Consider the following 12,896-nt stretch of genomic DNA (forward strand, 5'->3'; position numbering starts at 1 on the left):
GGCTGTTGTTTCAAGGAGCTGTAGATGTCCCGTTTCCCCTTCGATGCCGTGCTGTTCGACTGCGATGGCGTACTCGTTGATTCCGAGCCGCTGGTCGCCCGCGTGCTTTCGGAAATGCTGACCGAGCGCGGCTGGCCGCTGACCCCGGCGCAGGCCGGTGAGGTGTTCCTGGGCCAGTCCGTGGCCCATCTGGCCGGCCTGATCGAAGAACGCACCGGCAAGCCGTTCACCGAGGAATGGCTGGAAGAGTTCCGCCAGCAGCGCAACCGCGCGTTGGAACGTGACCTGGTTGCCATCCAGGGTGCGCCCGAGGCGGTGCGTGCGATCGCGGTGCTCACCGGCGGCCGGATTGCCTGCGCGTCCGGCGCCGATCTGCACAAGGTGAAGCTGCAGCTGGGCAAGGTCGGCATCCTTGATGCCTTCGGGGCCCACGTGTTCAGCGGCCAGGACATGCCGCACACCAAGCCGCATCCGGATGTCTATCTGGCCGCCGCCGCTGCGCTGGGCGTGGACCCGAAGCGTTGCGCGGTGATCGAGGACACTGTTACCGGTGCAACGGCCGGTGTGGCCGCTGGCGCAACCGTGTTCGGCTTCAGTGAAGGCGGTCCGCACCACAGTACGCCGGAGGCCCTGCGTGCGGCGGGTGCACAGGTGATCTTCCAGCGCATGGAAGACCTGCCCGCCCTGCTTGCCGCCCATGCGGTCGACGCGGTCGCCTGACCTTGCCTCAGCCCGCAGCGCCGAGTGCGGCGCTGCGGCGCCTTCCGGCGTAGTGCAGCACGAACAGGTAAAGGCCGGTGAACAGTTGCAGGAACAGGGGTGGCAACGGCGAGTAGGTGAGCCACGCCGCAGGCTCGCCCTGTCCCATCGCGCGCATTACGAAGTTGGCGATCACCGCCAGGGTGAACACGATCGAGGTCCAACGATGCACGGGCCGTGCCCAGCCACCGCGGCTCATTGCCGGCGCCTCGCTTCGGAACGGGCTTCGATCATCTTCCAGCCATTGCCTGATGGATCGCGGAATCCGGCGTCCACGGCGCCATAGCGCTCGATCGGCTCCTGGGTGAATTCCACGCCCAGCGCCAGCCATTGCGTGTAGCACGCCTGGCAGTCATCCACGGCCAGCACCAGCGGCGGCATTGCGCCCTTGGCCACCAGCTGCTGCAGCGAAAGCGCGGTGGCCGCATCGTGGGTGGGCGGGCCAGGCACGAACAGGCCCAGCTGGAAACCGTCCTGGCCCGGGCTGCGTACCGTCAGCCAGCGGTAGCTGCCGTTGCGTACATCGGTATGCACTTCGAAGCCGAGCTTGCCGACATAGAACGCGAGCGCCTCATCCTGGTCGCGCACATACAGGCCGACCGTGTTCACAGTGTTCGTCATGGGACCTCCCTCAGGTGGGGTCCACGTTAGCAACCGCCTCGCGGCGACGCTTCTCCAAAACTGCGATCTTCAGGTCCGGTCGCTGTGCGGCACGTGCGTGGCATTCCGGCACGCTGGCCGACGCCGCCTGGCCTGCACGCTCACGCTCACGCTCACGCACATTGCCCGGGCTGTCACCGGTGATGTCACGGAAGATGCGGCCAAAGGTGCCCAGGCTGCTCCACCCGGTCTGCACGGCGATTTCGGTGACCGGCAGGTCGGTGTCACGCAACATCGCCACGGCCCGTTCGATGCGGCGGCTGAGAAGATACCGGTGCGGCGGCAACCCGAATGCCTGCTTGAACGAGCGGGCGAAGTGCGCCGGCGACACCGCACTGACCTCGGCCAGGCGTGTGACTGGCCATTCCTCATGGCTGGCCCGGTCCATCCGGTCCTTGGCACGCAGCAGGCGTCGCAGCAGTTCGGGGCTCTGGTTCACGGCGTCACCGCTTGGGCCAGATGATGGCGTGCTGCGTGCCGTGCCTCGGCGGCCTGTTCGACCACCCAGTCACGGAATGCGATGACCTTGGCGCTGCCACTCCGCGCCGAGGGCGCCACGAACCAGAAGCTGCGACCGTCGCTGGCGACACCCGGATGCGCCTGCACCAGGCGCCCGCTCTCCAGCTCGGCCTGGAACAGGATCGGCGAACCGATGGCGATGCCCTGCCCTGCGATCGCGGCACCGACATCCAGATGCTCGACGGCGAAGGGCGTGACCAGACTCCCTGGTGCCGGCGGTGGAAGGTGCCCGTGCGCGGCGAACCACAGGGCCCACCAGTCCGGCCGACCGAGCAGGGGAATCTCCAGCGCGGTGCTGCCCAGCCCACGGGCCGCCGGCAGCAGCGCCGGCGCACACAACGGCATGAAAACGCTGGGGAACAAGGGCGTGGCCTGCAGCCCAGGCCACTCGCCATTCCCGTTGCGGATGGCGGCATCGAAGTGGCCGGCGGCCAGATCCTGCGGCTCTGCCGACAGGTCCAGTTCCAGCAGGAGCTGCCCATGGCGGGCGCGGAACGTACCCAGCCGCGGCGTCAACCAACTGGTGCCCAGCGTTGGCAGTACGGACAGGCGCAGTCGCGCCGCATCCATGCCAGCGGCGCGCATGAAGCTGGCGCGTAGTGCGTCGAATGCCCGGGTGGCTTCCTGCGCGACGCTGGCACCCACCACCGTCAGTTCCACGTGCTGTGCGTGGCGCAGGAACAGGCAGGTACCGGTCTGGGCCTCCAGCCGCCGCACGTGATAGCTCACCGATGCCGCAGTGGTGTCGAGCTCCTCGGCGGCACGCGCGAAGCTGCCCAGCCGCGCCGCCGCCTCGAAGGCGCGGATGGCGGCAAGCGATGGCAGCTGGCGTTGGGTGACCATAAGTGTGACTTAGCCTGAGCCCCGATATCTGCGTGGTCAATCCCCTTCGTACCCGCAACGATGGGGGCACCTTCGGTAGGGGATCACGCATATGGATCGACGGCAGTTCCTGGTCACCCTGGCCGCCACGGCCGCGTCCACCGCCCTGCCCTCCGGATGGGCCCTGGCCAGTCACAGCGAAGACTGGAAATGGTTGCAGGGCAACTGGCTGGTCCGGCACCAACGCCTGAAGGAGCGGCTGGTGGGCGATACCCGCTGGGAGTCCTTCACGGGCGCCAGCGCGGTCTGGCTCACCCTGGGCGGGCTCGGCACCATCGATGACAACGTCATGGCACTGCCTTCGGGTCCCTACAGGGGCCTGGGCGTGCGTGCCTTTGATCCGGTGTCTTCCACGTGGTCGATCTGGTGGATCGATGGCCGCAATCCTGCCCATATCGAAGCCCCCGTACGCGGCGGTTTCAAGGGCGATGCCGGCAACTTTCGCGGCACCGACCGGATCGACGGACGCCCCATCGACGTGTGGTTCCGGTGGCACGCCATCCACGGCGAGGAGCCGTGGTGGGAACAGGCATTCTCCGACGACGCCGGTGCGCACTGGGAGGTGAACTGGCGCAACTGGTTCCGCCGCACGGCTGCGGCCCCCTCTCCGCTTCCGAAGCTGCCGGATGCACCGGGCGATTTTGATTTCCTGGTGGGCCATTGGAACGTGCGCCATCGTCGCCTGCGCGCCCGACTGGCAGGCAGCGATGCGTGGGACGCGTTCAACGGCACCCTGCACAACTGGCCGGTACTGGGAGGATTCGGCAACGTAGGTGACAATCTGATGGACGTGCCAGGAGCGCCGCTGCGTGGCATGGGCATCCGCGCCTGGAATGCGGCTGAGCGGCACTGGCTGAGTTGGTGGCTGGATGGCCGGGAACCGACCCGGATCGGCGCGCCACTGCTCGGCCGTTTCGAGGCCGGTGTCGGTCGCTTCTTCGGCGAAGACCAGCACGACGGACGAGCAATCCAGACGCGGGTGATCTGGTCACGCATTACCCCGCGTTCGGCGCGCTGGGAACAGGCGGCCTCGACCGATGGCGGACGCAGCTGGGAAACCAACTGGGTCAGCGACTTCGAGCGGCAGGCATGAAGGCGCTGCTGGCCGTGATGCTGCTGGTTGCTGCGTCGCCTCCCGCGTCTCCATCCAGGGTGCTACGGATCGTCGGACCCGCCGAGCGCTTCGCCCCGGGCGTTGCATCCACGCAATACGACGAGATTCGACTGACCTTGAGCCCGGACGGTAGAACCGCACTGTGGTTCAGCCGCAACCGGCCCGGCGGTCCAGGCGGGTATGACATCTGGGTCTCCCGCAACGATGGTCAGCGCTGGCGGCCAGCGATGCCGGTGCCGTTCAACTCGCCGGGGCGCGACTTCGATCCCGCCTTTTCCGCCGATGGCCGCGTGGTGTATTTCTGTTCGGATCGAGCAGGCGGCCAGGGTGGTGACGATCTGTATCGGGTCAGCGTGGGGAGCGACGGCCGATTCGGGGAACCGGTCAATCTTGGCCCCGCAGTGAACAGCGCGGCCGATGAGTTCGCGCCGATGCTCTCACCAGACGCAGCCACGCTGCTGTTCTCCAGCAATCGTGCAGGCGGTGCGGGTGGCCATGACCTCTACGTCGCAGCGATGGTCCGTGGCGTGGCGCAGCCCGCGCGGCCGCTGCCCGGAGACCTCAATACCTCGGCGCAGGAGTTCGATGCCACCTTCCTCGGGGATGGCCGTACTGTGGTCTTTGCCCGCGCTCTCGACTTCGGCAGCGCACCGGTGCGCCAGTTCATTGCCTACGAACGTGGAGGCCGTTATGACGCGGGCCATGCATTGCCCTCGCCCTTGAACGAGGCGTCCAGCGACAGCTACGGCGCGATGCTGGATGGCTCGCAACCCGGCACGTTGACCTATTCGGCGCGGCGTGCGGACGGTGCAGGGTTGGACCTGTACCGCATCCACTACCGGATGAAGCGCCCTTGAAGGCGGATGTTGTCGATTCCCGGCACCCCGGTTCGTCGAGAGGATGAATACCCCAGGAGAAAATGCAGATGCCCTCCCATCAGTCCCTTGCCTGCGCCTGCGGCCAGGTCCGCCTGACCGCCACGGGCCAACCCATTGCCACCGTCGAATGCTGCTGCGACAGCTGCCGCAAGGCCGGCGCCATGCTGCAGTCGCTGCCCCGAGCACCCGAAGTACTGGGCCCGCACGGCCAGACGCTTTTCGTAATGCACCGCAAGGATCGCGTCAGCATCGACGCCGGACATTCCATGCTGCGTGCGTTGCGCTTGTCCAGCAGGGGCGGCAGCCGCCGCGTCCTGGCGGGCTGCTGCAATACGCCGCTGTTCCTGGAGTTCAGTGGCGGCCATTGGCTGAGCCTGTATGGCCTGTTGTGGCCCGCATCGGCAAAACCCGCAGTGGAGATGCGGACGATGATCAGTGATCTTCCTGATGCGTCTGTCCTTCCGGACGATGTGCCGAACCTGCAGACCCGGTCGCTGCGGTTCTATGCACGGTTGATGAAGGCGTGGATCGCCATGGGCTTCCGCAGCCCTCGCATCGAAGTCGCGGGAGATAGCCATGTCTGAGCCCGAGCGGATCGAGATCGAGAGCATCACCACGCCCGGGCACACCCAGCGTGTGGATCGTGCCAAGTATCTCGCCATGCGCCATGCCTTGCTGCAGGCCCTGCCTGCGCAACCTCCAGGCCTGACCGTTGCGCAGGCCAAGCAGGCGCTGCTGCCGCACCTGCCCGCCGCCCTGTTCCCGGCAGGCGCCACCGCCGGCTGGTGGTTGAAGGCCGTGCAGCTGGACCTGGAAGCCAAGGGCGTGATCGAGCGCGTCACGGGCAAGCCGTTGCGCCTGTTCCAGCACCTCGCGGCCGGCTGATCAGCGCTGCGCAGGCAGCTCCAACCGGTGCTTGCGGCACAGGCGATACACCGTCACCCGCGAGATCTGCATCTGCCGCGCGCACTCGGAAACGTTGTAGCCGGTCTGGCGCAGGGTCTGCAGTAGCACATCGCGCTCGGCCTGGCCCCGCGCATCGTGCAGCATCGCCCCAGGCAGGACCGCCACCGATGCGCCCAGCTCCAGGTCACGCTCGCTGATCAGCTCGCCCTCGGCCATGATCGCTGCACGCTGCACACGGTTCAGCAGTTCGCGTACGTTGCCGGGCCATTCGAAACGCCGCATGGCCTGCAGTGCGGCCGGCGCAAAGCCGCGTGCACGCACGATGTGGCGCTGCCGGAAACAGCGCAGGAAGTGTTCGGCCAGCAGCTGCACATCGGCACCGCGCTCACGCAATGGTGGCATGAGCAGGCGCAGCACGTTCAGACGGTAGTAGAGATCGCTGCGGAACCGGCCCTGCGCCACCGCGTGTTCCAGTTCCACGTGGGTGGCAGCCAGCACTCTCACATCCGCCCGCAACGGCTGGCTGCTGCCGACGCGCTCGAAGGTGCCTTCCTGCAGTACACGCAACAGGCTGGTCTGTGCCTCCGACGGCAGGTCACCGACTTCGTCCAGAAACACCGTGCCGCCGTGCGCGGATTCGAACACGCCGATCTGCCGCTTGTCGGCACCGGTGAACGAGCCACGTTCGTGGCCGAACAGCTCCGACTGCACCAGGTTGGCCGGAATCGCACCACAGTTCACCGCAATGAAAGGCCTGCCAGCACGCCCCGACAACGCATGCAGCGCATGTGCGGCCAGTTCCTTGCCTGTACCGGTTTCGCCGGTGACCAGCACCGGCAGCTCCACCGGCGCGAACTTATGCAGCACCGTGCGCACCGCATGCAGCGCAGCGCTTTCGCCAATCAATGCGTGCGGTCCCTGCCCGCTGCAGGTTGCGTCGACAGGCGGATCATCTGCGTCGAACTGCTGGCGCATTGCGCAGACCAGATCCTGCAGGCCGAACGGCAGCGTGAAGCGGGCACGGCATCGCTGCAGCAACGGCAGCCAGGCCGCTGAAGCAGGTCCGCCACCCGGTGGCAGTACCGCCAGCCAGGGTAGATGCTGGTGCTGCTCGATCCACGGTACCAGCAGCTGCAGCGCGACCGCATCGAGGTGGCGCAGATCGAGCACGGCGAGCAAGCGATCGCGCCCGCGCAGGCCAATCGCCATGGCGGGATCGGGACGGATGCTGCGCACATACCAGCCTGCTGCCGCCAGCGCACTGCGTTCGTTCGCCAACGGCTCGCCAAACCAGAGCACGCAACGTGACGTTGAAGCCTCCGGGACCGCTGCCATGCTTCCCCCAGCATCCGGACACCGTCGGCGGACTGTCAGGCAATCACCGGCGTGCCGCCCCCCGCCGGGACCTCTACGGCCACCGGGGCGGCCTTTGTTGGGCGGATCCTAGCGCTTCCCTAAACGGCGGCGCAATGAGCAGTGCGTCAAGAAATTCCTGGCTGAAGCGGCACCGTTGCAGACCGCGACGCCACCTGTAACACGGATGCGACAGTCGCCCGCCGCCCTTGCCCTGCAGTGCCTGGGGCTTCGAAATCCCAACAATTCCACGACGTGCCTGTAACAGCGTGGCAGCAGCCCGGTCAGGTGCGGCACGGTGCCGACATTGGCCGGTGGGCACTTCGAAGTTGGCACGGTTGATGCGTGGTTCCGCCGCACCCATCGCGGGAGATCGGCATGGACGGCTCCACCCTGATTCGCGGCCTGGCCGCAGCACTGGCAGTGGCCCTGCTGTCGGTTGGCGCGGGCGCATCCGCATCCGGCGCCCGCCAAGGCGTGAAGGCACAACCGGGCGAGATCGTCCTGCTGCGGGATGTATCCGCGCGCCCGGCATACCGCATGGCACCGCCGGGCATGGCGCTGATTGCCGACCCGAAGCCGCAGCGCGAGATCGCCACCGCATTGGGTGCCGGCGGCACAACAACCGGCATGGACGAGTTGAGCGATGAGGACTATGCCGGCATGGGCGCCGGCCAGGCCGCGTCCATCGCGGCGCCGGGTGGCACCACCGTTGAACGGGTCACCCAGCAGGCCCTGGGCGGCACGCTGGGCCGCAGTGGCGACGGCATGGTCGGCAGCAATCTGGGGGGAGCCATGAGTGGGCCGCTCGGTGCGGTCGGCAGCAGCACCCGCGGTATCGCCGATACCGTGCGCGGCGCACTGGCCCAGTTCCCGCTGCAGGGCACGGCCCCGGCAGGTGGAAAATGAAGGCGCTGCACGGGTTGCTTCTGCTGCTCGCTGCCGCGCCCTGGGCGACCCGGGCCGATGACTACAGCGGCATGCTCGCCTATCTCGACGTGGCCCGCATCGACGGCCACGCACTTGCCGGAACAAATGGCGCCATCGCCGTGAACCAGGCCGCCGGCGACCTCAACGTGCAGGCCAACCTACGGGGTATCGCCAAGGGTGATCGCGCCGACGTCGCGATCAATGCGCGGCAACTGCAGCAGGGCAACCGCGTGCTGTCCGGGCCGCTGCAGGCCACTGCATTCATTGGCGGTGACGCACTGGCCGGTGCCAGTGGCATCGCATCCATCAACCAGGCCAGCGGCATCGCCAACACGACGCTCAACGTCGTCAGCGCGACGCTGGCCCGACAGGGCATACGCGAAACCGACGATACGGTCTTGGCCGCCGAGGGTTCCGCGTTGGCAGGGGGGCGGGACGACACCGGTCACGGCGTCGCGACGGGCACCCGCAGCGCAGGTGTAGCCAGCACCGCACTGCGGGGATTCGACGGGGTCCTGCAACTCAATCAGATCGCGGGCAACGGCAACGACACGGCCAACGTATTGGGCCTGGTCGTGCAGGACCGCCCGTGACAACCACCCAACCGATGCACCACCTGATGAGAGAGAGGGCACCATGAAAGCGACCGTCAAACAGACCATGCTCGCCATGGCGATTGCCACTGCCTCGACCGCCGCTGCGGCCAATGGCTGGGACAACCAGAACGCCAACGCGAACATCAATCACAACCACACCGTCAGCGAAACCCGCAACGACACGCACAACCACACCGACAACGACGTACGCAACCGCACCGTCAATGTCAATGTGCAGAAACACAGCAACATCCAGGCCGACGAACGCAAGGAAAAGAACAACCACGGCGTCGACGTGAACCTGGAGAAGGACCTGCGGCTGAGCACCGACATCAATTTCTCCGGTGACCCGAACATCACCGGCGACATCGACCTCGACTCGGCGGCCATTGCCGTGATCGACAACCGCCAGTCGATCAGCAACAACGCCACCAGCAACAGCCTGGTCACCAACAGTGCTTCCATCGGTGACAGCGTGGGTGCCGGCGCCTCGGGCAATCTCGGCTTCAACGTGGTGTCCGGCGACAACAACGCGCAGGACAATGCCGCGTCGCTGTCCGCTGCCGATGCATCCTTCAGCTTCGGCATGGCCGACGCTGAGGTGTTCGTCAACCAGGCCGGCTTCGGCAACGCCACCATGAACTCCGGTGTCACCAACGCCGCGGGCCTCGGCGGCAATGCCTTCGGTGGTGCTTCGGGCAACATCGGCGTGAACATCGCCTCGGGCAACAACAACGAGCAGAAGAACGCGCTCGCGGCCTCGGTAGCGACCACTGCGGTGGCGCAGTCGAGCATCAGCTCCAACCAGGTCTCCACCGGCAACACGGTCAGCAACGCCGGCTTCGTGCAGTCCTACACGGACACCGTGCAGGTCGGCATGCGTGGCGGCATCAGCGGCCTGACCCTGGCCTATGGCGCGGGCACCTACCGCGGCACCGGCAACGCCTACCAGATGGCCAACTACTATCTGGATACATGGAATGGCGAGCTGCCACATCCGGGTGGCAACAGCACCGGCCACATCGACCTGGACAACGAGATCCAGAACGCCACGATGAACCCCAACCGGCCGGGAGTGGGCGGCCTGGGCTTCGATACGCGTGAGAGTGGCACCAGCCAGTTCGTCGAACTGGGCGTGGCCGATCTGTACGCCAGCCTCAGCGGCACGGTCAGCACCACGCGCTGGGTGAACGTCAACGCCACCAACACCTCGGCGTTGTCCGGCAGTGCCTTCTCCGGCGCCTCCGGCAACATCGGTGTGAACGTTGCTGCGGGCACCGGCAACCTGCAGGCCAACAGCCTGGCCCTGGCCGTCGCCCAGCCCAGCACCGGCGGCGGTGGCGGCAGCGGCGAGTAAGCGCAACACCCCGGCCGTCCGCCAATGGCCGGGTCCCCGGGAGCCCCTGTTCCTCCTCCCCCTTGGGACAGGGGCTCCCCCCTGCTGCCGGAGAACGTGATGATCCGTTGCCGCCTCTCGTTGCGCCTGCTGGCGATGCTGTTGCTGCTGGGTACCGCCTCCGCGTGGGCGGGCGAGGTGCGCTTCAGCGGCGTATTGCCCAATGGCGCGTTGCTGCAGCAGAAGGTGGAGAGCATGCAGGAGCGGCGCTACCGCAACGTGGTGCGGCAGCACACCGATTACAGCTGCGGGGCCGCCGCACTGGCCACCATCCTGCGCCACGCCTACCACCTTGATACTGACGAGGCGACGGTGATCGAGGGGATGATGGGGGTCTCCGATCCCGCTCTGGTAGCCGAGCGCGGCTTCTCGCTGCTCGACATCAAGCGCTACGTGGAATCGCTGGGCATGCGCGGTCGGGGCTACCGCATCGATGAAACACGACTGCGCACCCTTCGCGTGCCAGGACTGGTGTTGATGGACGTGCGCGGTTTCCGCCATTTCGTGGTGCTCAAGCAGGTGCGCAACGGCATTGTGGAAGTGGCCGACCCGATCCTGGGCAACCGCAGCCTGGCCCTTCCGGAGTTCCTGGCCGCCTGGCCATCGCGCGCGGTCTTCGTGGTGATCGGCAGCGACTTCGATCGCAACACCGCTCTTCTGCAACCCAGCGAACGGCCAAGCGCCCGCGCGCTCTACGCGCGGCAAGGGCCGATCACCGATGCCGAACTGGTCGACTTCGGCTTCAGCCACGCCGACCTGTTCTGAAGGAGGTTCGACCATGTTCCGCCAACCGATGATGATGGCTCTGCTGCTGGCCTTCCCTTCCCTGCCTCTGCAGGCGGCAGAGGGTGCTCCCGGTCGCGGCCTGAAGGAAATTCCGGACCCGGAACTGAGCCTGATGCGGGGGCGCTACACCGTGGGTGGCAACAACGTTGCCTGGTTCGGGGTCACCATGGTGTCGCAGTGGCAGGCCAGCAACGGCGCGACGCTGCAGGGCAGCCTCACCCTGGGCATGGACTTCCGTGGTGGTGGCGCGCCGAAGCTGAGTTTCCAGCCCAGCGTGCATGTCACGGCAGCCGATGCGCCGCTGCCCGATACCCACGGACGCAGCATCGACAGCAGCGGCCTGGCCAACGCCAGCGGCCTGGTGCAGAGCGTGCAGGTGGCCGGCGATGGCAATGTCGCGCGCAACGTCACCACGCTGACTGTCCGCGAGGGTGGCGTGCCAGCCGTTCTCTCTGATGGCGCAGGCAACGTCACCGCGCAGCAGGCCGGCGCCAGCGCGACCGCCGTGCTGGAAGGCAACCAGGCACGCCTGCTGCTGCAGGTGGATGGCCAGGGGCTGGTGCAGCAGTGGATCCGCAATGGCAGCGTCGGCCAGGGTATCGCCCTCGCCGGTGACGGCCAGATCGCCAGTAACCAGCTGCGGCTGGAGCTGGTGCGCAACGCCGTGGGCAGCAACCTGCCGTTGAGCCAGAACGTGGCCCAGGCGATTGCGTTGAACCGCGGCATGGGGCCAGGCCAGTAACAGGGCCTGGCATTGGGGGAAACGCTCCACAACGCAGGACACCAACATGCACACCCTGATGAGGATCACCCCGTTGGCGCTGGCGGCGCTGGCGGGCACCGCCCTTGCCGCACCGCCGACGTCCGACGATGGCGCTGACGTGCAGGCCCTGGCCAACCAGCTGGAACAACTGAAGGCCAACTACGCACAGGAAGTGCGGCGGTTACGCGAACTGGACATGCAGGTCCAGGCCATGCAGGCGCGATTGAGCGGGCGGGTTGGCCCGGTCACGGCCCCCCCGGCCGCGCCATTGGCGCAGGCGGCGGCCGCCGCGGTCCCGCCGAGCAGCGAGGGCTACGCCAGTACCGCCGCCGAGGCGCAACAGGCCAAGCAGGAGTCGCGGCGCAGCGTGGACGACGTGAAGCAACAGCAATCGGCCCTGTTCTCCCGCCGCTTCACCATCGAGAACAGCCTCACCTACGCCCGCTACGACCGCAAGCAGCTCACCCTCAACGGCTTCCTCGCGCTGGACGCCATTTTCCTCGGCAATATCGCCATCGAGAACGTGGAGTCCGACTCGCTGACCTACAACGTGGCGGCCCGCTGGGGTGTCAGCCCGAACCTGACCCTGAACCTGGACGTGCCCTACCTGGCCCGGCGCACCGTATACCAGAAGGGCGGCGCCGGCGGAGCAGCGGCCGCCATTGCACAGGAAGAGACCAACGGCAACGGCCTGGGTGATATCGGGCTCAGTGCGAACTACCGGTTGTTCGGCGAACGCGGCTGGCGCCCTGAGACCGTGCTTACCGCCGGCGTCACCGCCCCCACCGGGCGCGCACCCTACGGCCTGGACTGGAAGGTGATCGAGCGCGATGACGACGACTACATCCGCTTCGCCGTGCCGCGCGAGCAACCCACTGGCAATGGCGTATGGCAGGCCAACCTGGGCCTCTCGATGGTGAAGACCGCCGACCCGGCCATCCTGTTTGCCAACATCGGCTACGTGCACTCCATCCCGCGCGGGTTCAACGACATCGACAGTAATCCGGACACGGTGAACCCGGGCGATGTGAAGCTGGGCGGCTCGGTGTACTTCGGCGCAGGCGTGGCCTTCGCATTCAACGAGCGGACCAGCCTGAGCCTGTCCTTCAGTGACCGCATCAGCGCACGCGCTTCCACCCGCTTCCAGGGCGGCAAGTGGATGAAGGTAATCGGCAGTGATGCCAATGCGGCATCACTTAACCTGGGCGTGACCTATGCGCTGAACCAGCACACCACGCTGGTGACGCTGCTGGGCATCGGGCTGACCCCGGATGCGCCGGACTTCACGTTGGCGTTCAAGATTCCGTACATGCTGTAGCTACTTGAACAACTCGTCCCAGCCAGTCATCGGCAT

The 12,896-nt window shown here is 67.0% G+C and carries 16 protein-coding genes and 1 pseudogene; 12 read left to right on the forward strand and 5 right to left on the reverse strand.

Features of this window, described 5'->3' with window-relative positions; all coding sequences use genetic code 11:
- Positions 1–24: 24 nt before the first annotated feature.
- Positions 25–720 carry an HAD family hydrolase gene (locus ACZK13_RS11210; RefSeq protein WP_049401501.1) on the forward strand — a complete coding sequence of 232 codons (696 nt, stop codon included), beginning with the start codon at positions 25–27 and terminating at the stop codon, positions 718–720.
- Between the two features lie 7 nt (positions 721–727).
- On the opposite strand, the gene ACZK13_RS11215 is transcribed toward ACZK13_RS11210, so the two are convergent.
- The 4 genes from ACZK13_RS11215 to ACZK13_RS11230 are packed head-to-tail and all read right to left on the reverse strand — an operon-like array spanning position 728 to position 2,781.
- Entirely contained in the window at positions 728–958 is a 231-nt protein-coding gene (locus tag ACZK13_RS11215) for a hypothetical protein (RefSeq protein WP_478481651.1), read from the reverse strand.
- A complete protein-coding gene (locus tag ACZK13_RS11220) occupies positions 955–1,380 on the reverse strand; it encodes a VOC family protein (RefSeq protein ID WP_180837190.1) in 426 nt (141 codons plus the stop codon). The genes ACZK13_RS11215 and ACZK13_RS11220 overlap by 4 nt, the downstream gene beginning before the upstream one ends.
- A 10-nt stretch (positions 1,381–1,390) precedes the next feature.
- Positions 1,391–1,858 carry a helix-turn-helix domain-containing protein gene (locus ACZK13_RS11225; protein WP_180837192.1) on the reverse strand — a complete coding sequence of 156 codons (468 nt, stop codon included), beginning with the start codon at positions 1,856–1,858 and terminating at the stop codon, positions 1,391–1,393.
- Positions 1,855–2,781 carry a LysR substrate-binding domain-containing protein gene (locus ACZK13_RS11230; RefSeq protein WP_180837193.1) on the reverse strand — a complete coding sequence of 309 codons (927 nt, stop codon included), beginning with the start codon at positions 2,779–2,781 and terminating at the stop codon, positions 1,855–1,857. Before ACZK13_RS11230 ends, ACZK13_RS11225 begins: the two co-directional genes overlap by 4 nt.
- 91 nt (positions 2,782–2,872) lie before the next feature.
- On the opposite strand from ACZK13_RS11230, the gene ACZK13_RS11235 reads away from it, so the two are divergent.
- From ACZK13_RS11235 to ACZK13_RS11255, 5 genes and pseudogenes are all read left to right on the forward strand, one after another.
- Entirely contained in the window at positions 2,873–3,913 is a 1,041-nt protein-coding gene (locus ACZK13_RS11235) for a hypothetical protein (protein ID WP_180837195.1), read from the forward strand.
- Positions 3,910–4,791: a TolB family protein gene (locus ACZK13_RS11240; RefSeq protein WP_180837197.1), complete on the forward strand. Its 882-nt coding sequence runs from the start codon at positions 3,910–3,912 to the stop codon at positions 4,789–4,791. The genes ACZK13_RS11235 and ACZK13_RS11240 overlap by 4 nt, the downstream gene beginning before the upstream one ends.
- 68 nt (positions 4,792–4,859) lie before the next feature.
- Positions 4,860–4,928, forward strand: a pseudogene (locus ACZK13_RS11245) (GFA family protein); the annotation flags it as partial.
- A 45-nt stretch (positions 4,929–4,973) separates the two neighbouring features.
- A complete protein-coding gene (locus tag ACZK13_RS11250; protein ID WP_258015734.1) occupies positions 4,974–5,396 on the forward strand; it encodes a GFA family protein in 423 nt (140 codons plus the stop codon).
- Positions 5,389–5,697, forward strand: coding sequence for a DUF6958 family protein (locus tag ACZK13_RS11255; protein ID WP_180837201.1), 309 nt, complete (start codon positions 5,389–5,391; stop codon positions 5,695–5,697). The genes ACZK13_RS11250 and ACZK13_RS11255 overlap by 8 nt, the downstream gene beginning before the upstream one ends.
- Here ACZK13_RS11255 and ACZK13_RS11260 read toward each other — a convergent pair whose 3' ends face one another.
- On the reverse strand, positions 5,698–7,053 hold the full coding sequence (locus ACZK13_RS11260; protein ID WP_180837203.1) for a sigma-54 interaction domain-containing protein: 1,356 nt from the start codon (positions 7,051–7,053) through the stop codon (positions 5,698–5,700). It lies immediately after the preceding gene.
- Between the two features lie 396 nt (positions 7,054–7,449).
- Between ACZK13_RS11260 and ACZK13_RS11265 the strand changes: the two genes are divergently transcribed.
- The 6 genes from ACZK13_RS11265 to ACZK13_RS11290 all read left to right on the forward strand — a co-directional run bounded on the left by ACZK13_RS11265 (position 7,450) and on the right by ACZK13_RS11290 (position 12,860).
- The gene (locus tag ACZK13_RS11265) at positions 7,450–7,980 is read left to right on the forward strand and encodes a hypothetical protein (RefSeq protein WP_164079503.1); all 531 of its coding nucleotides are present in this window, start codon (positions 7,450–7,452) and stop codon (positions 7,978–7,980) included.
- On the forward strand, positions 7,977–8,594 hold the full coding sequence (locus tag ACZK13_RS11270; protein ID WP_180837205.1) for a hypothetical protein: 618 nt from the start codon (positions 7,977–7,979) through the stop codon (positions 8,592–8,594). Before ACZK13_RS11265 ends, ACZK13_RS11270 begins: the two co-directional genes overlap by 4 nt.
- A 43-nt stretch (positions 8,595–8,637) precedes the next feature.
- Positions 8,638–9,954, forward strand: coding sequence for an adhesin (locus tag ACZK13_RS11275; RefSeq protein ID WP_180837207.1), 1,317 nt, complete (start codon positions 8,638–8,640; stop codon positions 9,952–9,954).
- Between the two features lie 99 nt (positions 9,955–10,053).
- Positions 10,054–10,758 carry a C39 family peptidase gene (locus ACZK13_RS11280; RefSeq protein ID WP_180837209.1) on the forward strand — a complete coding sequence of 235 codons (705 nt, stop codon included), beginning with the start codon at positions 10,054–10,056 and terminating at the stop codon, positions 10,756–10,758.
- A gap of 13 nt (positions 10,759–10,771) precedes the next feature.
- Positions 10,772–11,521, forward strand: a complete 750-nt coding sequence (locus ACZK13_RS11285; protein ID WP_049461055.1) for a hypothetical protein — start codon at positions 10,772–10,774, stop codon at positions 11,519–11,521.
- Positions 11,522–11,567: 46 nt separating this feature from the next.
- Positions 11,568–12,860 (forward strand): transporter, encoded by a 1,293-nt coding sequence (locus tag ACZK13_RS11290; RefSeq protein ID WP_032127219.1) that lies wholly within the window; start codon positions 11,568–11,570, stop codon positions 12,858–12,860.
- Positions 12,861–12,896: the final 36 nt, after the last annotated feature.

The organism is Stenotrophomonas sp. 99219_Sma (genome assembly GCF_056480785.1).